Annotated in this window: 15 protein-coding genes and 1 CRISPR repeat array; of the genes, 9 read left to right on the top strand and 6 right to left on the bottom strand. The window is 41.2% G+C overall.

All coding sequences use genetic code 11. The annotated features are described in order from the left end of the window. Positions 1-151: 151 nt before the first annotated feature. From hoxU to I8751_RS04955, 4 genes are all read left to right on the top strand, one after another. The gene (gene hoxU / locus I8751_RS04970; RefSeq protein ID WP_214438061.1) at positions 152-868 is read left to right on the top strand and encodes a bidirectional hydrogenase complex protein HoxU; all 717 of its coding nucleotides are present in this window, start codon (positions 152-154) and stop codon (positions 866-868) included. A gap of 86 nt (positions 869-954) precedes the next feature. Further along, positions 955-1,500 (top strand): NADH-quinone oxidoreductase subunit B family protein, encoded by a 546-nt coding sequence (locus I8751_RS04965; RefSeq protein ID WP_214438060.1) that lies wholly within the window; start codon positions 955-957, stop codon positions 1,498-1,500. Between the two features lie 59 nt (positions 1,501-1,559). Next, positions 1,560-2,180 (top strand): CBS domain-containing protein, encoded by a 621-nt coding sequence (locus tag I8751_RS04960; protein WP_214438059.1) that lies wholly within the window; start codon positions 1,560-1,562, stop codon positions 2,178-2,180. A 12-nt stretch (positions 2,181-2,192) separates the two neighbouring features. Next, positions 2,193-3,641, top strand: coding sequence for a Ni/Fe hydrogenase subunit alpha (locus I8751_RS04955; RefSeq protein ID WP_214438058.1), 1,449 nt, complete (start codon positions 2,193-2,195; stop codon positions 3,639-3,641). A gap of 228 nt (positions 3,642-3,869) precedes the next feature. Here I8751_RS04955 and I8751_RS04950 read toward each other — a convergent pair whose 3' ends face one another. Both I8751_RS04950 and psbA read right to left on the bottom strand, forming a co-directional pair. Next, positions 3,870-4,061, bottom strand: a complete 192-nt coding sequence (locus I8751_RS04950) for a hypothetical protein (protein WP_214438057.1) — start codon at positions 4,059-4,061, stop codon at positions 3,870-3,872. A 209-nt stretch (positions 4,062-4,270) separates the two neighbouring features. Beyond that, positions 4,271-5,341, bottom strand: a complete 1,071-nt coding sequence (gene psbA / locus I8751_RS04945) for a photosystem II q(b) protein (protein WP_214438056.1) — start codon at positions 5,339-5,341, stop codon at positions 4,271-4,273. A 260-nt stretch (positions 5,342-5,601) separates the two neighbouring features. On the opposite strand from psbA, the gene I8751_RS04940 reads away from it, so the two are divergent. From I8751_RS04940 to I8751_RS04930, 3 genes are read left to right on the top strand one after another with little or no spacing between them, the layout of a single operon-like run. Continuing rightward, positions 5,602-5,796 carry a hypothetical protein gene (locus tag I8751_RS04940; protein WP_214438055.1) on the top strand — a complete coding sequence of 65 codons (195 nt, stop codon included), beginning with the start codon at positions 5,602-5,604 and terminating at the stop codon, positions 5,794-5,796. Positions 5,797-5,831: 35 nt separating this feature from the next. Continuing rightward, positions 5,832-9,428 (top strand): pyruvate:ferredoxin (flavodoxin) oxidoreductase, encoded by a 3,597-nt coding sequence (gene nifJ / locus I8751_RS04935; protein WP_214438054.1) that lies wholly within the window; start codon positions 5,832-5,834, stop codon positions 9,426-9,428. A gap of 17 nt (positions 9,429-9,445) precedes the next feature. Beyond that, positions 9,446-10,477, top strand: coding sequence for a dihydroorotate dehydrogenase-like protein (locus tag I8751_RS04930; protein WP_214438097.1), 1,032 nt, complete (start codon positions 9,446-9,448; stop codon positions 10,475-10,477). A gap of 81 nt (positions 10,478-10,558) precedes the next feature. Here the strand turns inward: I8751_RS04930 and I8751_RS04925 are convergent, their stop codons facing one another. The 3 genes from I8751_RS04925 to I8751_RS04915 all read right to left on the bottom strand — a co-directional run bounded on the left by I8751_RS04925 (position 10,559) and on the right by I8751_RS04915 (position 15,156). Then, positions 10,559-11,140, bottom strand: coding sequence for an NADPH-dependent FMN reductase (locus I8751_RS04925; RefSeq protein WP_214438053.1), 582 nt, complete (start codon positions 11,138-11,140; stop codon positions 10,559-10,561). A 509-nt stretch (positions 11,141-11,649) separates the two neighbouring features. Then, positions 11,650-13,692 carry a serine/threonine-protein kinase gene (locus I8751_RS04920; RefSeq protein ID WP_214438052.1) on the bottom strand — a complete coding sequence of 681 codons (2,043 nt, stop codon included), beginning with the start codon at positions 13,690-13,692 and terminating at the stop codon, positions 11,650-11,652. A 372-nt stretch (positions 13,693-14,064) separates the two neighbouring features. Then, a complete protein-coding gene (locus I8751_RS04915) occupies positions 14,065-15,156 on the bottom strand; it encodes a serine/threonine-protein kinase (RefSeq protein ID WP_214438051.1) in 1,092 nt (363 codons plus the stop codon). Positions 15,157-15,514: 358 nt separating this feature from the next. Next, a CRISPR array of direct repeats spans positions 15,515-17,523; the repeat unit is 37 nt; unit sequence GTTCCAATTAATTAAAATCCCTATTAGGGATTGAAAC. Between the two features lie 14 nt (positions 17,524-17,537). Here I8751_RS04915 and I8751_RS04910 point away from each other — a divergent pair. After that, positions 17,538-17,768 carry a DUF433 domain-containing protein gene (locus I8751_RS04910; RefSeq protein WP_214438050.1) on the top strand — a complete coding sequence of 77 codons (231 nt, stop codon included), beginning with the start codon at positions 17,538-17,540 and terminating at the stop codon, positions 17,766-17,768. Beyond that, positions 17,765-18,139 carry a DUF5615 family PIN-like protein gene (locus tag I8751_RS04905; RefSeq protein ID WP_214438049.1) on the top strand — a complete coding sequence of 125 codons (375 nt, stop codon included), beginning with the start codon at positions 17,765-17,767 and terminating at the stop codon, positions 18,137-18,139. Before I8751_RS04910 ends, I8751_RS04905 begins: the two co-directional genes overlap by 4 nt. 134 nt (positions 18,140-18,273) lie before the next feature. On the opposite strand, the gene I8751_RS04900 is transcribed toward I8751_RS04905, so the two are convergent. Beyond that, a complete protein-coding gene (locus I8751_RS04900; protein WP_214438096.1) occupies positions 18,274-20,508 on the bottom strand; it encodes a glycoside hydrolase in 2,235 nt (744 codons plus the stop codon). Positions 20,509-20,562: the final 54 nt, after the last annotated feature.

The raw sequence follows: 20,562 nt of genomic DNA, 5'->3' as shown, positions 1-20,562 counted from the left end.
TACATCGGCTTGAACTATTAATACATTGACCTGCATCGTTAATACATCGGCTTGAACTATTAATACATTGACCTGCATCGTTAATACATCGGCTTGACAAAAAGTAATTCACCCGAAATTACGCCGCAACGACTAAAAAAGTGAGGTGAAAATGGCAGTAAAAACACTAACAATCAATGAACAATTAATCAGTGCCCGTGAGGAGGAAACTATTCTCCAAGCGGCGCAGGATGCAGGGATTCACATTCCGACTTTGTGTCACCTGGAAGGGGTGACAGATATGGGGGCTTGTAGGTTGTGTTTGGTGGAAATTGCTGGTAGTAATAAACTCCAACCTGCTTGTGTGACAAAAGTTACTGAGGGAATGGAAATTCAAACAAACAGCGATCGCCTGCAAAAATATCGTCGCACAATTATCGAAATGCTATTTGCTGAAGGCAATCATATTTGCTCAGTCTGCGTCGCTAATGGTAATTGCGAATTGCAAGACTTGGCTATTGAGATGGGTATGGATCATGTGCGTCTAGATTACCATTTTCCCGATCGCAAAGTCGATGTTTCTCACGATCGCTTTGGTGTTGACCACAACCGTTGCGTCCTTTGCACTCGTTGCATCCGTGTTTGTGACGAAATCGAAGGAGCGCACACTTGGGATATGGCGGGTAGAGGAACAAATTCCCATGTAATCACTGATTTAAATCAGCCTTGGGGAACCTCAGATACTTGTACTTCTTGCGGCAAATGCGTTAATGCTTGTCCCACAGGTGCGCTTTTTGACAAAGGTTCCAGCGTCGGTGAAATGAAACGCGATCGCGCCAAACTTGATTTCCTAGTCACAGCAAGGGAAAAACAACAATGGAACCTTTAGGTATGTCGAGATGAGGAGAATAACAACACTTCGGCAAGCTGAGTGCATCGCTGACAACTGACAACTGACGTTTGTGCGTAATTATTATGTCTCTTTTAAAACTAGCAACGGTTTGGCTAGGCGGCTGTTCTGGCTGTCACATGTCTTTTCTCGATTTAGATGAATGGTTGATTGATTTAGCAGCACAAGTGGATTTAGTTTATAGTCCCTTTGCTGATGCCAAACAATATCCCCAAGGAGTGGATGTGGTATTAGTTGAGGGTGCAATTGCCAATGAGGAGCATTTAGAAACGATTCGGAAGGTGAGAGAGCGATCGCACATTCTTGTCTCTTTTGGCGATTGTGCTGTCACTGGCAATGTTACTGCTTTACGCAATCCTTTAGGTAGTGCTGAACCTGTTCTTCAACGTTGTTACATCGAAGCTGTCGATATTCACGGCACAATTCCCTATGAACCCGGTATTGTACCGCCCTTACTAGATAAAGTGATACCAGTGCATACAGTAGTTCCAATTGATATTTATTTACCAGGTTGCCCACCTGATGCAACTCGAATTAAAGCAGTTTTAGAGCCACTGTTAAAGGGAGAAAAACCACATCTTGAAGGACGCGAATTTATCAAATTTGGTTAATGAATTATCTTCCTAATAAGTAAATCAACAATTGTAAAAGGTTTTTGAGGAGATTGACTATGTTAAAAGCTGTAGACATTATGACTAAAGATGTTGCCACAATTCGCAGTTCTGCAACGGTGGCTGAAGCAGTCAAACTCTTAAGAGTAAGGGACTGGAAAGCGTTGATTGTAGATCGTCGCCATGAACAAGATGCCTACGGCATGATTACCGAAAGTGATATTGTGTATAAAGTAATTGCCTATGGCAAAGATCCCAGTAAGGTACGTGTTTATGAGGTGATGACTAAGCCTTGTATCGTTGTCAATCCTGACCTTGGCTTAGAATACGTAGCACGACTATTTGCCGACCATAATTTACACAGGGCGCCTGTTATTCAGGGCAAACTAGTTGGTATCATTTCCCTGGCTGACATTTTAGCTAATAGTAAATTTCTTGAGCAACCCCAAACTATTCTGCTAGAACAACAACTTCAGGACGAAATTAAACAAGCTCGTATCGTTTGCGATCAAAGAGGTATCCATTCAGAAGAATGTGCTGCTGCTTGGGAGATAATCGAGGAATTACAAGCCGAGATTGCACATCAACGAGCAGAGAAAGTCGTAAAAACAGCCTTTGAAGAATACTGTGATGAATATCCAGAAGCTAAAGGAATTTATGACACCTGGTGTAGTGGTTAATCTGAGACGGTTATGAAAAAAATAATCATTGACCCAGTTACTCGAATTGAAGGACACGCTAAAATCAGTATTTATCTGGACGATACAGGACAAGTCAGCGATGCTCGTTTTCATGTCACAGAATTTCGTGGCTTTGAGAAATTTTGTGAAGGTCGTCCGCTTTGGGAAATGCCAGGAATTACAGCGCGAATTTGTGGAATTTGTCCGGTGAGTCATTTATTAGCTTCTGCCAAAGCAGGCGATCGCATCCTTGCAGTTACAATTCCTAAAGCAGCCGAAAAACTGCGTCGTTTGATGAATTTGGGACAAATTATCCAATCTCACGCCCTGAGTTTCTTCCACCTCAGCGCCCCAGATTTATTATTAGGAATGGATAGCGACCCCCAAAAACGCAATGTATTTGGCTTAATTGCAGCAGAACCAGAACTCGCGCGTGGCGGAATTCGCTTGCGTCAATTTGGACAAGAAATTATTGAACAATTGGGAGGACGTAAAATACATCCATCATGGGCAATTCCTGGTGGTGTCCGCGAGCCATTATCCGAGGAAGGACGCACCCATATTCAAAACCGCATCCCGGAAGCACGCACCATAATCTTAGATGCACTAGGTAGATTTAAACGCTTACTCAATGATTATCAAAAAGAAGTGCAAACATTCGGGAATTTTCCTAGCTTATTTATGGGGTTAGTTACTCCCGATGGTTTGTGGGAAAACTACGACGGACATATCCGTTTTGTAGATAGTGCTGGAAATATCATTGCTGATAAACTCGATGCAACTCATTATCAAAAATTTATTGGTGAAGCAGTTCAACCAGATTCCTATTTAAAGTCTCCCTACTATCGTCCTTTGGGTTATCCTGACCAAAGCGATCATTGTCGTTTGGATAGTGGTGTTTATCGTGTAGGCCCACTAGCACGTTTGAATATTTGTAGTCACATTGGTACGCCTTTAGCTGATACAGAACTGAGAGAATTTAGAGATAGAGGTCAAGGCACTGTCAGCTCATCATTTTTCTATCATTACGCCCGCTTAATTGAAATTCTGGCTTGTATTGAACGCATAGAAATTATCATAGACGACCCAGATTTAATGTCTACAAAATTGCGTGCTGATGCTGGCATTAATCAATTAGAAGGAGTAGGTGTAAGTGAAGCACCACGCGGTACATTATTTCACCATTATCAAGTTGATGAAAATGGGTTACTTCAGAAAATCAATTTAGTAATTGCCACAGGTCAAAATAATTTAGCGATGAATCGCACAGTTGCTCAAATTGCCCGGCATTTTATTCACGGCTCAGAAATTCCTGAAGGTATGTTAAACCGTGTTGAAGCGGGAATCAGAGCTTTTGACCCTTGTTTGAGTTGTTCAACTCATGCGGCGGGGCAAATGCCTTTGCATATTCAATTAGTTGGGAAAGATGGAAGTGTTGTAAATGAAGTTTGGCGAGATTAATCTATTCTGAATTCTTGCTTAAAAATAACGCAACTACAATACAAAAGTTCTATCATAACATTCAACATTCATTCTTTTGTAATTTGTATTTAAAAATGCAAATCTACCGAGCGCGATAATGCCTAATGGTAGGATAACAAAAGTATGAAAGCGTGAATACAAAACTCCTCATCTCTCCTCAAGACCTCACATCATGCTTCACATAGTTAGCGATGCCTACGCACATCCTTAAACATCAACATTTATCTGTTCTATCTGTCTAGCAGCTTTATCCCAAAACTTTGCTGAAGTTTCATCTTGCCAATGAGTTCTCAGATTTTCCGCTTTTTTATGGCATATTCGCTCTAACATTTCTAAGATTGCCGATAATGTCAATTTATCAATTAATGCTTCTAAAATCTCCATATATTCTTTTTGCATGATAGTTAGCTCCTTAACTTGATCGGATATTTTCTGATAAAACCCATGTAGATGAGTATTTAAGCCAAACTCTTCAGATCGCCCTCAGACTAGAAGTCTGGGGCTACACAAACGTTCGCCCTTGGCGTTCCCGCAGGGTAGTCCGCGCAAGCGGACTCATCTGAAACCCGCGCAGGCGGTGAGTCCAGTGCTGCGGGAGGGTTAGCCCTTTAACTAACTGGAATAGGCTGACCACTAGACAGAATCAAAGGAAAATTATGGACATTAGGAGCGTGCATTGCACTTATACCAAGATTGGCACGGTTGAGAATATCAGCGTTAGTTCTAATTACTTCACCCTGACTATCTAAGATGGAATGATTAAAGTTCAACCCATTGATATTAAATGCCATTGAACATATACCCATCGCTGCGAACCAAATACCTACAATTGGTAATGCTGCTAATAAAAAATGAAACGCCCGATGGTTTTTGCTAGCAAAGGTAGGAATCAACAACCGCCCCAAGAAGCCATAGTGTCCTGCCAAATAATTGTAGGTGACTTTCTGCTGACCTAATTTATATTTGGCATTAATTGATTCATTTTCATCGGTATTCCGAATTAGCGTTGAAGTCACTAAAGAACCGTGCAAAGAACTCAAAAGTGCGCCGCCGAATACACCTGCTACACCTAACATGTGAAACGGGTGCATAAGGATATTGTGATCGCCTTGGAAAGCTAACATAAAGTGGAAAGTTCCAGCAATTCCCAAAGGTAAACCATCCGAAAAACTACCTTGACCAATAGGGTAAACTAGCAAAACTGAAGTAGCGGCGATGACGGGTGCAGAATAGGCAATTGCTATCCAAGGGCGCATTCCCAAACGATAGCTCAGTTCCCAAAGTTGTCCTAAATAGCACCAAATACCAATAAGAAAATGCAACACAATCAACTGATATGGCCCACCATTGTAGAGCCACTCATCGATTGATGCAGCTTCCCAGATAGGATAAAAGTGCAAACCAATGGCAGCAGAGGTCGGTACAACTGCGGCTGTAATTAAGTTATTACCATCCATCAGTGAACCTATGATAGGTTCACGAATGCCATCCATATCTACGCTGGGAGCGGCAATAAAAGCCAAAATAAAACAGGTGGTGGCAGCCAACAAAGTGGGAATCATCAATACACCAAACCAACCGATGTAAATCCGATTTTCTGTGCTAGTAATCCAGCGACAAAAACTATCCCATAAATCAAAAAAATTAAATTCTCTTCGACGTTGAACAATGGTACTCATGGTCTGTACCTCCTAAGCAATTACAAGTTCAAATTTTTCTAACTACTTTTGTCAGATGTCTATCTATGATGAATGAGACATTGTTGTTTCAACAATTTCAATATTTCTAATAGGTAAAATTGTGAATTCTCAAGGCGAATGAAGCTAAATCAGGACTTTCAACTTAAAGTTAGAAAAAGATTTTGAGGAACTTGTGAGGAAATATGGTGCTTATTAAAACTTAAATTTTGTCAAGATTCAGGTTATGGGACTAGCAGTAAATGCGATCGCTTGTTGCTCTGACTCAAGCTCTGTATGCTTATTGTCTGCAAGCTTGGTGGATAAAAGTACCAGGAGTGAACTTTGAATTAGGCTACAGCTTATCACCAATAGCTGAAACTGGGAGTGGCGAACGTCTCCAGTCTTCACAAGTTTCTCAACTTCTTGTCCTAATGTCAAAAATAGATTCAGCTTAGTCATTGCTAGCCCTTAGAGATATAGGTGCCAGAAGATGAACAAGAAAAGCTATGCAACCATAGACGGCAATGAGGCTGTTGCTCAAATTGTCTATCGACTGAATGAGGTCATTGCGATTTACCCAATTACACCTTCTTCACCAATGGCTGAGTGGGCAGATGCTTGGGCTAGTGAAGGCAAACCCAACATTTGGGGTACTGTTCCGTCGGTGGTACAGATGCAGAGTGAAGGCGGTGTGGCTGGTGCTGTACATGGGGCTTTGCAAACTGGTTCGCTGACAACCACATTTACAGCATCGCAGGGATTATTGTTGATGATCCCAAATATGTACAAAATTGCTGGGGAATTAACACCTACAGTATTTCATATTGCCGCGCGATCGCTAGCTGCACAAGCCCTCTCTATTTTTGGCGACCACAGCGATGTTATGGCAGCGCGGGGTACTGGTTTTGCTATGTTGTGTGCCGCATCAGTCCAAGAAGCACAGGACTTTGCTTTGATAGCAACACGAGCAACTTTAGAATCACGGATACCCTTTCTGCATTTTTTTGATGGCTTTCGTACCTCCCACGAAATTAACAAAATAGAAACTTTAATAGAAGAAGATCTACGTAACTTTATTCCCGATGAATTAGTATTCGCCCATCGCTCACGCGCCCTCACTCCCGATAAACCTGTTTTGCGCGGTACAACCCAAAACCCTGATGTCTACTTTCAAGCCAGGGAAACTGTCAATCCTTACTATTTAGCTTGTGCAGACATCACCCAGAAAGTCATGGACGAATTTGCCGAGATGACTGGGCGACAGTACCAACTATTTGAATATCACGGCGACCCAGCAGCCGAAAGAGTTATTGTGCTGATGGGTTCTGGTTGCGAGGCTGTACATGAAACAGTAGATTACCTTAGTGCCCGTGGTGAGAAAGTGGGCGTTTTGAAAGTACGACTATATCGCCCATTCGATGCTGTGCGATTTGTTGCTGCTTTACCAGACACTATCCGTAGCATGACAGTTTTAGACCGCACCAAAGAACCAGGCGCATCTGGTGAACCTCTCTATTTAGATGTGGTAAATGCAATTTATGAAGCATTGAAAGCACAGCAAAGCATTTCCCCCACTCTCCCCGTCTCCCTCTCTTGCCCTCCTCAAGTCGTCGGTGGTCGTTATGGTTTATCTTCTAAAGAATTCACGCCAGCGATGGTTAAAGCTATCTTTGATAACCTTGCTACAGTTGAACCAAAAAATCATTTTACTGTGGGAATAAATGATGATGTTACTCACACCAGCTTAGATTATGAACCCGAATTTAGTATCGAACCGGACAATATAATCCGAGCAATTTTTTATGGTTTGGGTGCAGATGGTACAGTAGGTGCTAATAAAAACTCAATCAAGATTATTGGCGAAGAAACCAACAATTACGCTCAAGGCTATTTTGTCTACGACTCCAAGAAATCAGGTTCTGTTACAGTTTCTTACCTACGTTTTGGTTCACAACCGATTCGCTCAACCTATTTAATCAGCAAAGCTAACTTTGTCGCCTGTCATCAATGGGATTTTCTCGAAAAGTTCCCAATTTTGAAAGACATCGTACTAGGTGGAATATTCTTAGTTAATTCTCCTTATGAAAAGGATGAAATTTGGGAGTATCTGCCGTTAGCAATACAAGAGCAAATTATTCAAAAAAATCTGAAGTTTTATGTAATTAATGCCTATAAAGTCGCTCGTCAAGCAGGCATGGCTGGCAGAATTAACACAGTCATGCAGGTTTGTTTCTTCACTTTATCGGGTGTATTACCACGAGAAGAAGTGATCGCGGAAATTAAAAAATCCATTCGCAAGACTTACGGCAAGAAAGGTGATGAAATTGTGCAGATGAATATCAACGCAGTAGATACCACTTTGAAAAATTTGTTTGAAGTGGGGAATAGGGAATTGGGAATAGGGAATAGGAAAGAAAAACAATCCCCAATTCTTGATGCTGCACCCCCATTTGTCCGCGATGTTTTAGGTAAAATGATTGCCCGTGAAGGAGATGAATTACCAGTTAGTGCTTTACCCGCAGACGGTACTTATCCTACTGGAACGGCGAAATGGGAAAAGCGTAACATTGCCCAAGAAATACCCGTTTGGGATACAGATGTCTGCATTCAGTGTGGTAAGTGCGTGATGGTGTGTCCTCATAGCGTTATTCGCAGTAAAGTTTACGAACCTCACCAGTTAGAAGATGCACCATCAACGTTTAAGAGTGCCAATGCCAAAGACCACGATTGGCAAGGTTTGAAATATACTATCCAAGTGGCAGCAGAAGATTGTACAGGCTGCGGAATTTGCGTAGATGTTTGTCCGGCGAAGAATAAATCAGAACTACGCCGCAAAGCCATTAACATGGAACCGCAAAGACCATTACGCGAACAAGAACGGGAAAATTGGGATTTCTTTTTGAATATTCCCAATCCAGATAGAAGCCATCTCAAGCTGACTCATATTAACCAGCAACAGATGCAAGAACCATTGTTTGAATTTTCTGGGGCTTGCGCTGGTTGTGGCGAGACACCTTATATTAAATTAGCAACACAGTTGTTTGGCGATCGCATGATTGTTGCCAATGCCACTGGTTGTTCTTCTATCTATGGCGGTAATTTACCCACCACACCTTGGACGCACAACGCCGCAGGACGTGGGCCAGCTTGGTCAAATTCGTTATTTGAAGATAACGCCGAATTTGGACTTGGTTTTCGCATCTCGATTGATAAACAAGCAGAATTTGCCGCTGAATTACTCAAACAACTAGCAACAGATGTGGGTGAAGAACTGGCAAATAGTATTCTCAATGCCGAACAAAAAGATGAAGCTGATATTTGGGAACAACGCGAACGAATTGCTATCTTGAAGCAACAGTTAGAAGCAATTATCACTAGTCAATCGCCGCTGACAAACAAAGCCAAGCAACTCCTGAGTATTGCTGATTATTTAGTGAAAAAGAGTGTTTGGATTATTGGTGGTGATGGCTGGGGTTACGATATCGGTTTTGGTGGACTGGATCACGTTTTAGCCAGTGGACACAACGTGAATATTCTCATCCTCGATACTGAAGTTTATTCCAATACAGGTGGACAAATGTCCAAAGCCACACCGAAAGCAGCTGTAGCCAAATTTGCGTCTGGGGGTAAAGTTGCACCTAAAAAAGACTTGGGTTTGATGGCTATGACTTACGGCAATGTCTATATTGCTAGCGTCGCAATGGGCGCACGAGATGAACACACCCTCAAGGCATTCTTAGAAGCTGAAGCTTATCAAGGCCCATCGCTAATTATTGCCTACAGTCATTGTATTGCCCACGGGATCAACATGAGTACAGCAATGCAGAATCAAAAAGCTGCTGTTGATTCAGGCCAATGGTTACTGTATCGATTTAATCCAGACCGCATCAAGCAAGGAGAAAACCCACTACAACTAGATTCGCGTACACCAAAGTTACCGCTAGAGCAATATATGTATCTAGAAAATCGCTTCAAAATGTTAACTAAAAGTAACCAAGAAGCAGCACAGCAGTTACTTAAAGAAGCTCAAGCAGATGTGAAAACCCGTTGGCAGATGTATCAATATTTGGCTGCAAGAAAGTATTAAAAATAGGAGTAATAATGATGGATTTGTCTACAACTTATATGGGAATGAAATTGCGATCGCCTCTTGTTCCCTCTGCATCTCCTCTGTCTGAAGACATTGACAATATTCGGCAGATGGAAGATGCAGGTGCAGCAGCAGTAGTGATGCATTCATTATTTGAGGAACAGTTGCGTCTGGAACGTTTTGAACTGCACCATCACCTGACCCAAGGAACTGAAAGTTTTGCGGAAGCCTTAACTTACTTCCCTGATTCAATCAACTTTCGAGTAGGGCCAGAAACTTATTTAGAGCATATCCATAAAGCTAAGCAGAAGGTAAACATTCCAATTATTGCCAGTCTCAATGGCTCATCTGTTGGTGGATGGACAAACTACGCTAAACAAATTCAGCAAGCGGGAGCAGATGCACTGGAATTGAATATTTATTATGTCCCTACTGATATGGAACTGACAAGTGAGCAAATTGAGCAGACTTATATTGATATTCTTAGTGCAGTCAAAGCAGTAGTAACTATCCCCCTAGCAGTCAAACTCAGCCCATACTTAACCAATACAGCAAATATGGCAAAACGTTTAGATGAGGTGGGGGCTGATGCTTTGGTAATGTTTAACCGCTTTTACCAACCGGATATTAATCTCAATCTCCTTGATATTGAACCCAATGTGCTGTTAAGTACACCGCAATCAATGCGATTACCTCTGCGCTGGATTGCAATTCTCTATGGTCGCATTCACGCCGATTTGGCTGCAACTAGCGGTATTCATAGGGGCGATGATGCGCTAAAAATGCTCATGGCTGGTGCTAAGATTACGATGCTTTGCTCGGTACTGCTACGACATGGGATCAACCACATTCGAGTGATTGAGCAGGAAATGCGCGAATGGATGCAAAAACATAAATACGAATCAGTACAACTAATGCAGGGGAGTATCAGTCAAAAGCATTGCCCAAATCCCAGCGCTTTTGAACGTGCCCAGTATATGCGATCAATTACCACCTATAAACCTGAATGGGCAGCTACTCACGATACATCGTATTACTTCGGTTAAAAGCTTTAATGAATATCGTCATGCTACTTTATGCACAAGCGATCGCTCCATAATTGCCCCACGGTACTTATTTTGAATTGATTAGAACGGGGTTCCTTTTTCTTTTCTTTGTCGTTGCAATGCTTGTTCATACCACTCTAATTCATCCAAAAATCGACTAACTCTCTTCGTCAAAGCTGCTTCTTGTGCAGCGCCTGCTTCATCCAGAGAGTCCCCAATTTTGGAAATGGAAAAAATGCTAGAAATAGTAGGCATTCCCATCTCTGACAAAAAAGCGCGTAACTGTATGGCTGCGCGCACTCCTCCAAAGCCACCAGCTGAGTAGGAAACAATACCAGCCGGACGGAAAAAGTATTCTTCTAGATAGTGATCCATCAGATTGCTCAACCCTGGCTGAATAGAATGGTTATATTCTCCCGCAACAACTACAAAACCGTCTGCTGTTCGGATATGGTCTGCCAGTTCTTCCATCTTTACAGGAGCTTGACCTTTACCATACTCCTTATACATCCGGTCTAAGATGCCAAAGTCATACTCCTTCGCATCTACAAAAATCACCTCATGGTTTCTTTGCTTGAGCTGCTCAATTATGAATTTGGCAGCTTTAATACCCTGGCGATCGCTCCTGTAGGAACCATAAAAGACTAGTGTTTTAAAGTTCATGATGAATCATTTTTAGTCCTTTTTCCTCACTAGAGTGTACTGCATAAGTAGCTGACTTTTCACGGCATCTGGAAAACCTCTCTCTAAATCTCTCTTCTAAAAGGAGAGAGACTTTGAATTTTCCCCCTTCCCGACGCGGGAAGGGGGTTAGGGGGTTAGGTTTTTGGTGGACTTTTCCACATAGCGTGAAAATTAAAAGGGGACAGGGAACGGGCAACAGGCAACAGGGAAATCCCCATAATTAAAATCAGGGGATTTGTACAATGACGCATTGAAACTTCGTGGCTTGCGCCATCTCGTTTCAAATATTTTGATTTTTTTCATAAATAAATTTAGGGGCTTGAAACCCAATATTCGGGCAGGTTTTTTTGCTGTTCCCTGTTCCCTGCCCGAAGGGCATGGTCAGAATGACTGATGACTGTTAACGACCATCAAGAGTGTTTATATACTTTAGACACGCATCAGCTTAAATATTCACACCGATCTACTTACAACCTAGAAGCGCTATGTTAATCAGACAAACGCCAGATCTTGATTGTATTATCCTCACTACCTGTGACAAGAGTTTTAGCATCAGGACGGAAAGTAATAGATGTTACAGTATCAGCATGTCCCAGCAGTGTGCGAATTGTTTCTCCTGTAGCTAAATTCCATAATTTGATTGTGCGATCGCGGCTAGCACTGCCCAGGGTATTACCATCTGGGCTGATGGCAATGGATGTCACCGTTTCGGCATGTCCTACGAGTGTACGAATTTTCTCTCCTGTAGCTAAATTCCACAGTTTGATTTTGCGATCGCGGCTACCACTAGCTAAAGTCTTCCCATCTGGACTAATGGCAACGGATGTTACTGTCTCTGTATTTCCTGTAAGTGTGCGGATTGGATATTCTTTGGTCAGATCCCAAATTTTAATTGTCTTGTCAAAACTACCACTGGCCAGAGTTTCACCATCGGGACTGATCGCCACTGACCGCACCCAAAATGTATGTCCTGTCAGAGTACGCCTTAGTCTTCCGGTTGCTAGATTCCACACTTTAATTGTGTTGTCATCACTACCACTTACCAGAATTTTCCCATCTGGACTAATGGCTAAAGCTTGAACCGAATCGGAATGCCCTATTAATGTACGGATTTCTTTTCCTGTTGTCAGATTCCATACTTTGATAGTTTTATCATCACTACCACTGACTAGGGTTTTGCCATCTGGGCTAATAGTTACAACATTGATTCTTTGGGAATGCCCTTTTAAAGTGCGGATTTCCTTTCCTGTGGTCAGATTCCATAGTTTGATGAGGCGATCGCGATCGCCACTGCTGGCAATGCTTTGGCCATCAGGGTTAATAGCAACCGATAAAACCGATTTTTCGTGACCTTTAATGGTGTTAGCTAGAGAAATTTTTTTGAAAGTATTGTTTGGTAACTGACCGAAACCGACATCAACTTTATCTGACTTTTGCTGAATAGGAATCAGCCTAGAAAGTAAAGTGGTATGAATTTGACGATATTGCTGATACCAAGATTCTCCAAATCCGAATAATAAAATAAAAGCAGCTACCAAAACTAAATTTCTAAATAGAGTATATCTAGCCGGTAAAACTGGTGTCTGAGTTACAGGTAATTTTCCAGATGTTTTACCCGCTGGTGGCAGTGCAAGTGGTTGTTTAGGAGTCAAGTCTTGAATAACTTCATCGGCTGATTGATACCGCTGTGGCAGATCTTTTTTTAACAGCTTATCAAGAATAAAATCTAATTCAGCACTCAACGGACTTCGCAAATATTGCCGCCAGTCATTTACCCAACCATACCCATATTCCATCCACAACTGAAAGGGAGAAGTTCCTGTTAACAAATGAAAGCAAGTAGCCCCCAAACCGAACAAATCACTAGCCGGGTAAGCTTTACCATCTCTAATTTGTTCTAGCGGCGAATAACCATGTGAACCAATTGATGTACCGATTTTACTTCTGACTTTTACTGTTAGTTGCTTGGAGGAACCAAAATCGATCAAACTTAATCGCCCATCACCATGACGGCGGATAATATTTTCTGGTTTAATGTCTCGGTGAATTACACCGCGATCGTGAATAAATTTGAGGACAGGTAATAAATGCAGCAGAATTGCTTGAATCTCTCCAGGCTTATAGGCTTTGCGCTGCTGTAACTCTTTTAACAAGTTATGCCCATGAATAAATTGTTGTACTAAATATAGGCAATTATCTTGCTCAAAGTAAGCCAGCAATGTCGGGATTTGAGGATGTTCTCCAAGTTCTTGTAGTCGCTTTGCTTCTTCAGCAAACAAATCCATTGCTTTTTTTTGCGACCAAGTACCTTGGAATTTTGGTGCTAATTGTTTGATTACACAACGTTCATTGAGTTTATCTGTATCTTCTGATAGATAAGTTCTGCCAAATCCCCCTTCATCAGAAAGTACCCGGATGACACGGAAGCGATTTCTCAACAGTGGCACCAAGGGGGTGCTACAACTTTGGCACAACTTCTTTCCATTGGGATTTAGGGGATTTAGGCAATCGGGATTCAAGCAGCAGATCATAATCTGACAGGCGCGACTGCACTACAAAATATGCTAAAGTTACCCCGAAAATTCCCTTGACTCAAATTAGTTCTCGCGTGATGTTGGTAGAAAACACAATTTTGGGGATTGGGGAATTACTTATATAGTCAATGTTGGTAAATGCTAGTTAGTTTTCTTCCATGCCAGAAAACTTTGAGAACCTGATAATTAATATTTTATCGATTATAGAATATTCTGAGTTGAAATTTTTCTGAAACTTAAAATTCCGGTAAATTCGCTTGAATATGAACGAATAAAAGTTTACTGGGTACTAAGCAATATTTATTTGTGGTAAAGGGTTAATAATAACTAGAAGTTAAAAACATAACTATATTTATTTTTGTTCACTTGTTAATTTGATACTGAATATAAGTAATTATTGAACTTATAATGCGGCTTTTTGTCTTTGATTTTGGCTTTCCATGCACGAATAGCGATCGCAGTTCGCGCTACAGGTGGTATATATGTCGGAGTAGTTTTTTCTGTTGGCTGAGATTTACTACTTAGTGGTTGGGTAGTTAAACAGTTAGTTAACATTGGTGAATTACTTTCAGTATCCAGAGCGAAAATCACATCATCAACTGTATGAAAGCGCTCCTTTAAAGAAATTCTCACCATTTTTTCTAAAATCCGGGAAAAACTATCACTAATATTTACTTCGTGATGCCAACATATTTCACCAGTATGATTATCATGTTCCAATTCCAAAGGCCATTTACCAGTCAGTAGATAAAGACAAGTTACACCCAGTGCATAAATATCACTGGCATAAACTGGACGTAGAGAAAACTGCTCAGGAGGCGCGAATCCCATTGTCCCGACAAAGTTAGTAGCTGCGGTTTTGCTCATTGAATTTTCACTAGTATCAGCTAACTTTTCTTTCACTGCACCAAAATCTATCAGTACTAATCGCTGATCATCTTGACACCGCAGCAAATTTTGAGGCTTAATATCCCGATGAATTACATGATTTTGATGAAGATATCGTACAATTGGCAGTAATTCCCGCAAGAACTGTTTCACTGCGGCCTCACTTTTGACCCCATTTTGCTTGACTTCGGTGGCTAAAGTATGACCATGTACATATTCTTGAACTAAATAAAACTCTCCATTGCCTTGAAAATAGTCTAAGAGTAGGGGAATTTGTGAATGACTACCGAGTTGACCTAAAGTTTTTGCTTCTTTTTCAAAGCGTTGACAGGCATTTTGCCAACTTTTCGCACTGGTTACTTTAGGACACAGTTGTTTAATCACACACAGGGAATTCCCAGGCAATACAGCATTTCGAGCGAGAAATGTGATGCCAAATCCACCTCTACCTAAAACTCGCAATATTTCATAGCGATCGCGAAACAGCTGCTTAGAGCCACACATTCTAATAAGCTGATTCTGCTCTAAGCCATACTCATAAACATTCGGAGTTTTCCCAGTAAAACGATTCATTAGTCAAGGAAAGCTACTTTACAGTGTCTTCAATTTAACTATATATATTATTTTACGCTAGTATTATTACGGTATCTTTGCAAAATCATCACAAGTGCTGCATTTGCGTCAACCAGTAGGTGTTTGGCAAAACAGGCGAAATTTTGTGCCTAAAAAGCTTAGTCTATCTGCCTTTAAAGGCTATTTCACTACAACTTAGGTTGACGCAAGCGTACCAAATCCTTATAGTGACTGCTTTTGAGCTACTTTTTTCAATGTTACTCTTGACAACCGAATGGCTAAAAAGCTACTTTAGTTCCAGGTTGACGAAACAGCACCTTGAAAACCAAATACATCAATGCTTCCGACTCCGGGGTGTGTTCCAATTAATTAAAATCCCTATTAGGGATTGAAACACAGTTGGTATTATTTCCCATATTTCAAGAATATGTGTTCCAATTAATTAAAATCCCTATTAGGGATTGAAACAAAATTACCAATTTTGTTACTCATACGGAATTAAGTGTTCCAATTAATTAAAATCCCTATTAGGGATTGAAACTGGTTCTGGTTTTGTCTCTACTAGTGGTTCAGTGTTCCAATTAATTAAAATCCCTATTAGGGATTGAAACGGACATGGCTACGGCACAGGTAGGCCACCAGTTACGTGTTCCAATTAATTAAAATCCCTATTAGGGATTGAAACTCTGAAGATACTTCAATTATTCCTAAACCATTTAGTGTTCCAATTAATTAAAATCCCTATTAGGGATTGAAACGAAAGCCAGCCACTCGAACTTCTTGCAGCGATTAGTTCCAATTAATTAAAATCCCTATTAGGGATTGAAACCAAAGAGGTAGATAGAATGTTACTAAGCACATGGAGTTCCAATTAATTAAAATCCCTATTAGGGATTAAAACCCGGACAGGATGCCGTAGCAGCCCAGGAGCGATCGGTTCCAATTAATTAAAATCCCTATTAGGGATTGAAACTTCGCTCTATATCTGCAAAAATATCCAGTATTAGAGTTCCAATTAATTAAAATCCCTATTAGGGATTGAAACGGATGAATTAACCCAGCTTTCCATGCAGCCAGAATGTGGTTCCAATTAATTAAAATCCCTATTAGGGATTGAAACTTTCAAAATGCTTCATCAAAAGAATCATGCAATCATCAAAAGTTCCAATTAATTAAAATCCCTATTAGGGATTGAAACAGCTCGTGATTATGCGGCTAAAATATTTCAAATTAAAGTTCCAATTAATTAAAATCCCTATTAGGGATTGAAACGCTTTTCCTCCAAATATTTTACAGACCAGCCTCTGTTCCAATTAATTAAAATCCCTATTAGGGATTGAAACTTCTTTACTCTTAAATACTAACTTGGTTAACCTAGGGTTCCAATTAATTAAAATCCCTATTAGGGATTGAAACTACGAAAACGGCACAACCTCAACTAGCCCCACAGTTCCAATTAATTAAAATCCCTATTAGGGATTGAAACAATCACACAAAAAACCCTGCTATTTAGTGCAGGGGTTCCAATTAATTAAAATCCCTATTAGGGATTGAAACAACCTTGGCAGCCAATAAGGTATCTGTCTCAGCCTTTAAGTGTTCCAATTAATTAAAATCCCTATTAGGGATTGAAACTTTATTTCATTCATAATGCCTGTCATCTCACCTAAAAGTTCCAATTAATTAAAATCCCTATTAGGGATTGAAACAAAACACCTTCTCTAATCGCTTTGCGGCGTTGAGTTCCAATTAATTAAAATCCCTATTAGGGATTGAAACAAGTTGTCATTATCATAGCTAGGGATATTCCCGTTCCAATTAATTAAAATCCCTATTAGGGATTGAAACAGATAAACATGCATTATGACGAGGAGGGTTCACTTGTTCCAATTAATTAAAATCCCTATTAGGGATTGAAACTTTCAACCTGTTGAGCAAGTTTTTCAGGCTGCTTCAGCAGAGTTCCAATTAATTAAAATCCCTATTAGGGATTGAAACATAAAGGCGATCGCATACTTTCCTAGGGCAGCGAGTTCCAATTAATTAAAATCCCTATTAGGGATTGAAACACAGAAACTGGCCCATTAGGACGAAAGAAAAGATATATAGTTCCAATTAATTAAAATCCCTATTAGGGATTGAAACTCTGTACCCTGGTGAATGAACTCAAATGATGACCCGTTCCAATTAATTAAAATCCCTATTAGGGATTGAAACTAGCCTTGCCCAACAGCAGCAACAGCAAGCCCAAGGTTCCAATTAATTAAAATCCCTATTAGGGATTGAAACCGTTTTAGGTACGCTCAGTTATTCCTGAATGGTCGTCAAAGGTTCCAATCAACTAAAATCCCTATTAGGGATTGAAACGTGAATGAGCAAACATGAAAGCACTACAACGAATTACATTTAACCCAGAAATCATGGGTGGCAAACCTTGCATTCGAGATATGCGTGTTACTGTAGGTATGATTGTCGGTTTAATGGCAGCAAGACATACCCCAGAAGATATTCTCAAAGCTTACCCATACCTAGAACGTGAGGATATTTATGAAGCCTTAGCTTATGCTGCATGGCGAGTAGAAGAAATTGAAGTACCTCTTGCTTCTGCATGAAAATTTTACTTGATATGAATCTTTCTCCTGACTGGGTTCCAGTCTTAGAAAATGCGGGATTTGAAGCTGTCCATTGGTCAACAATTGGTAATCCTAGTGCTATAGATAAAGTAATAATGACATGGGCGCTTACAAACGACTACATTGTTTTCACCCATGACTTAGATTTTGGTACACTGCTGGCAATGACTCAAGCTAATGCACCCAGCGTAATTCAAGTGCGATCGCAAGATATTTTACCAGCTAAGTTAGGTAATTTAGTTATCAATGCCTTGCGTCAATTTCAGCAGGAACTAGCAATGGGTGCTTTGGTAACAGTAGATGAAGTAAAAGCAAAGGTAAGAATTTTACCAATTCAGCGGAACTTCTAATCTGCGAGACGCTTTGCGAGCGATCGCAATGAATGTAATTTTGATAGCCTTCCATTGCACCCTTCTGCGTTAAAAAAGTAGTATTTTAAAACGCAGAAGGACGCAGAATGTTAGCAAATTTAATTCGCTATATACTAAGGTACTTCAATCGGAATCAATGTATTTTCCGGCAAATAGTTACGGAAACATCCATCATCCGACAGCACTACAGTCAGGCGCAGGGGATAATCTGGTGGAACTTGCAAATCTGCCCACGGGACTGCTATTTCCAAACAAGTATTAAAAGCTACTTGAGCGCGGCTAAAACGGGGATGCCATTGAAAATGTTCTGCCGCTTCTCGAAACTGAATCGATTGTGTCAGCAAATTAACTTCTAAATGGTGGTGGAAGTGGTAATTAACTGGCGCTATATCAGGCACATCTGCCAAAGGAATTGGGCTATTGTTCATAGTTTTATTGGGATAGAACCACAGCAAATTCAAATCTGCTGGTAAATCCCGACCTGGTGCAATGCCACTTTTAAAGTCCAGCCGTAAATAAAAATTCAGGTGATCTACCCCATACCAAAGACGCTGGACAACACTGCTGTTATGCATTGTTCCTCGCGCCCCACCGATTTCTATGCGCCCGGCTTTGTCCCAGTCTTGTTCATCACCCTTGCCATCAATCACAGGATGAATAAACCCTTCAGGGATATGGTCTGCTCGTGCTTCGTGAACCTCCAATGGCTGCCTGAGATATGGCGGTATAGGTTCATTCAAAGCTTTGTAAATGCCAAACAGGTGTTCTCGAAACAATTGGTCGAAGATCGCATCCTGATTTGAAGAATGTCCTTCACCAAACCACCAAAACCAGTCAGAACCTTCGGCGGCGTACAAAGCTTCCCACGCTGCTGGGTTGTTTTCTTCTGTAGCTTCGGGATGCTTGGCGAGGGTTTCCCTAGCATGTGTCAGGTAGTCCCAGGCACGATTTTTGGCGGGATCACCAATCCAGGTGGTGAAACTGCCATCTACCCAAGAACCGCTATGTAGTTGTTCTTGGTGGATAGTTGCGGTGGCTGGAAATTGTTCGAGAAATTCTGAGACAGTAACGAGTTGCAAGTGGGGTTCGTTACTGAGGTTTTGATATAAAGCTTCTAGGAAGGGTTTGCCATCTTCGGGATAAAATTCCCAGCAATTTTCCCCATCTAAGGCGATGGTGACTAACCAAGGCTGTTCGCTGGGACGCTCTCTTTGCATTTTAGCGATCGCTTGCAGGTGCCCTACTAAGTCTGCGGCTGCTTGTTTTGCCGGCATCGCCCCATAGGTAAAGCCAATCAAATCAGATAATCTATGATCGCGAAACACAATTGCCAAATCACCTGCTGGAGTTTCCAGGCGATATGGCCGATATAGTAATTCTGGCTCTTGGACATTTCCCGCCCCATCCCGGTGGAAGAAGTGTTTCAGTGTCCATCCTAAGACGGCTTCATCTGAGCAAATCCACTTAAATCCTTGCTTAATAATGTATGGCAGAATTTCAGGACTGACTGATTGTTCCGAAGGCCACAAACCACGGGGTTCCTGCCCAAAGCGATCTTTATATAAATCCCAAGCTTTGCGTAAGTGGCGGGGAATATCTTCTGCCCATTGAAATCTGGAGTTAGGCAATGTCATCTGGGGCACAGCTACCCGCCCGGAATTAGTATCAGCTAACAAAGGTAAAATTGGATGGGTGTAGGGCGTAGTGGTAACTTCCAATTGCCCCGTTGCTTGCATTTTCCGGTGTTGAGGGATAATGCGACTGAGGATTTCTCGCTGTTTAGAATAAATGCGTTGGCGATCGCTTAAAGTAAAATTCCGACCCTGTTTTAACCAAGCCGCAATTTCCGGGTCATCCCAAAATAACGGATCAATCCACGCTAAATTGTGCCAAGCCAGTAAATCACTGTAATCTGGCAACTCCCAATTTGCTAAACACCAAGATTGCCCTTTCTCTTGCCTTTGCTGATATAACTCGCTATAGCGGGGATGGGGATCAATCAAGGTGTGGTGATTGGCATCAAAAAAATGTTGGATAATAAATTCTCGTTGTTGCTGAGTTAATTGCTCAGCAGGTGTCAAACTAGCTGTCAGATAAGGGTCAAAAGCTGTGCCAGCAATGTAATCTTCAAGTTGTAATATCAGCGATGGTACCAAATTAACCGTTTGGTGTAACTTGGGATACTTTTCGAGGATTAATATTAAATCCAAATAATCTTTAGTGCCATGCAACCGTACCCAAGGTAGGCGGTACTTTTGACTAGAAGAAACGGAAACGCCGCTGTCAGGCGATTTGTACAGCGGCTGATGTTGATGCCAAATAAAAGCAACGTAGAGTGGATGGGACATAGTAGATGATGGGGTATGGGGCATTGGACATGGGGTGTTGGGCATGGGACATAG

It is taken from the genome of Atlanticothrix silvestris CENA357 (assembly GCF_016056295.1).
GTDB lineage: Bacteria > Cyanobacteriota > Cyanobacteriia > Cyanobacteriales > Nostocaceae > Atlanticothrix > Atlanticothrix silvestris.
Note: the sequence above shows the minus strand (reverse complement) of the source record. Positions and strands in the feature narration are given on the sequence as shown.

Excerpts from the sequence above, each read along its gene's own strand:
- I8751_RS04915 (WP_214438051.1), bottom strand. The coding sequence starts at position 15,156 with ATGAATCGTTTTACTGGGAAAACTCCGAATGTTTATGAGTATGGCTTA.
- I8751_RS04955 (WP_214438058.1), top strand. The coding sequence starts at position 2,193 with ATGAAAAAAATAATCATTGACCCAGTTACTCGAATTGAAGGACACGCT.
- I8751_RS04910 (WP_214438050.1), top strand. The coding sequence starts at position 17,538 with ATGAAAGCACTACAACGAATTACATTTAACCCAGAAATCATGGGTGGC.
- I8751_RS04920 (WP_214438052.1), bottom strand. The coding sequence starts at position 13,692 with ATGATCTGCTGCTTGAATCCCGATTGCCTAAATCCCCTAAATCCCAAT.
- I8751_RS04965 (WP_214438060.1), top strand. The coding sequence starts at position 955 with ATGTCTCTTTTAAAACTAGCAACGGTTTGGCTAGGCGGCTGTTCTGGC.
- I8751_RS04930 (WP_214438097.1), top strand. The coding sequence starts at position 9,446 with ATGGATTTGTCTACAACTTATATGGGAATGAAATTGCGATCGCCTCTT.
- I8751_RS04925 (WP_214438053.1), bottom strand. The coding sequence starts at position 11,140 with ATGAACTTTAAAACACTAGTCTTTTATGGTTCCTACAGGAGCGATCGC.
- I8751_RS04960 (WP_214438059.1), top strand. The coding sequence starts at position 1,560 with ATGTTAAAAGCTGTAGACATTATGACTAAAGATGTTGCCACAATTCGC.
- psbA (WP_214438056.1), bottom strand. The coding sequence starts at position 5,341 with ATGAGTACCATTGTTCAACGTCGAAGAGAATTTAATTTTTTTGATTTA.
- hoxU (WP_214438061.1), top strand. The coding sequence starts at position 152 with ATGGCAGTAAAAACACTAACAATCAATGAACAATTAATCAGTGCCCGT.
- I8751_RS04905 (WP_214438049.1), top strand. The coding sequence starts at position 17,765 with ATGAAAATTTTACTTGATATGAATCTTTCTCCTGACTGGGTTCCAGTC.
- nifJ (WP_214438054.1), top strand. The coding sequence starts at position 5,832 with ATGAACAAGAAAAGCTATGCAACCATAGACGGCAATGAGGCTGTTGCT.
- I8751_RS04900 (WP_214438096.1), bottom strand. The coding sequence starts at position 20,508 with ATGTCCCATCCACTCTACGTTGCTTTTATTTGGCATCAACATCAGCCG.
- I8751_RS04940 (WP_214438055.1), top strand. The coding sequence starts at position 5,602 with ATGCGATCGCTTGTTGCTCTGACTCAAGCTCTGTATGCTTATTGTCTG.
- I8751_RS04950 (WP_214438057.1), bottom strand. The coding sequence starts at position 4,061 with ATGCAAAAAGAATATATGGAGATTTTAGAAGCATTAATTGATAAATTG.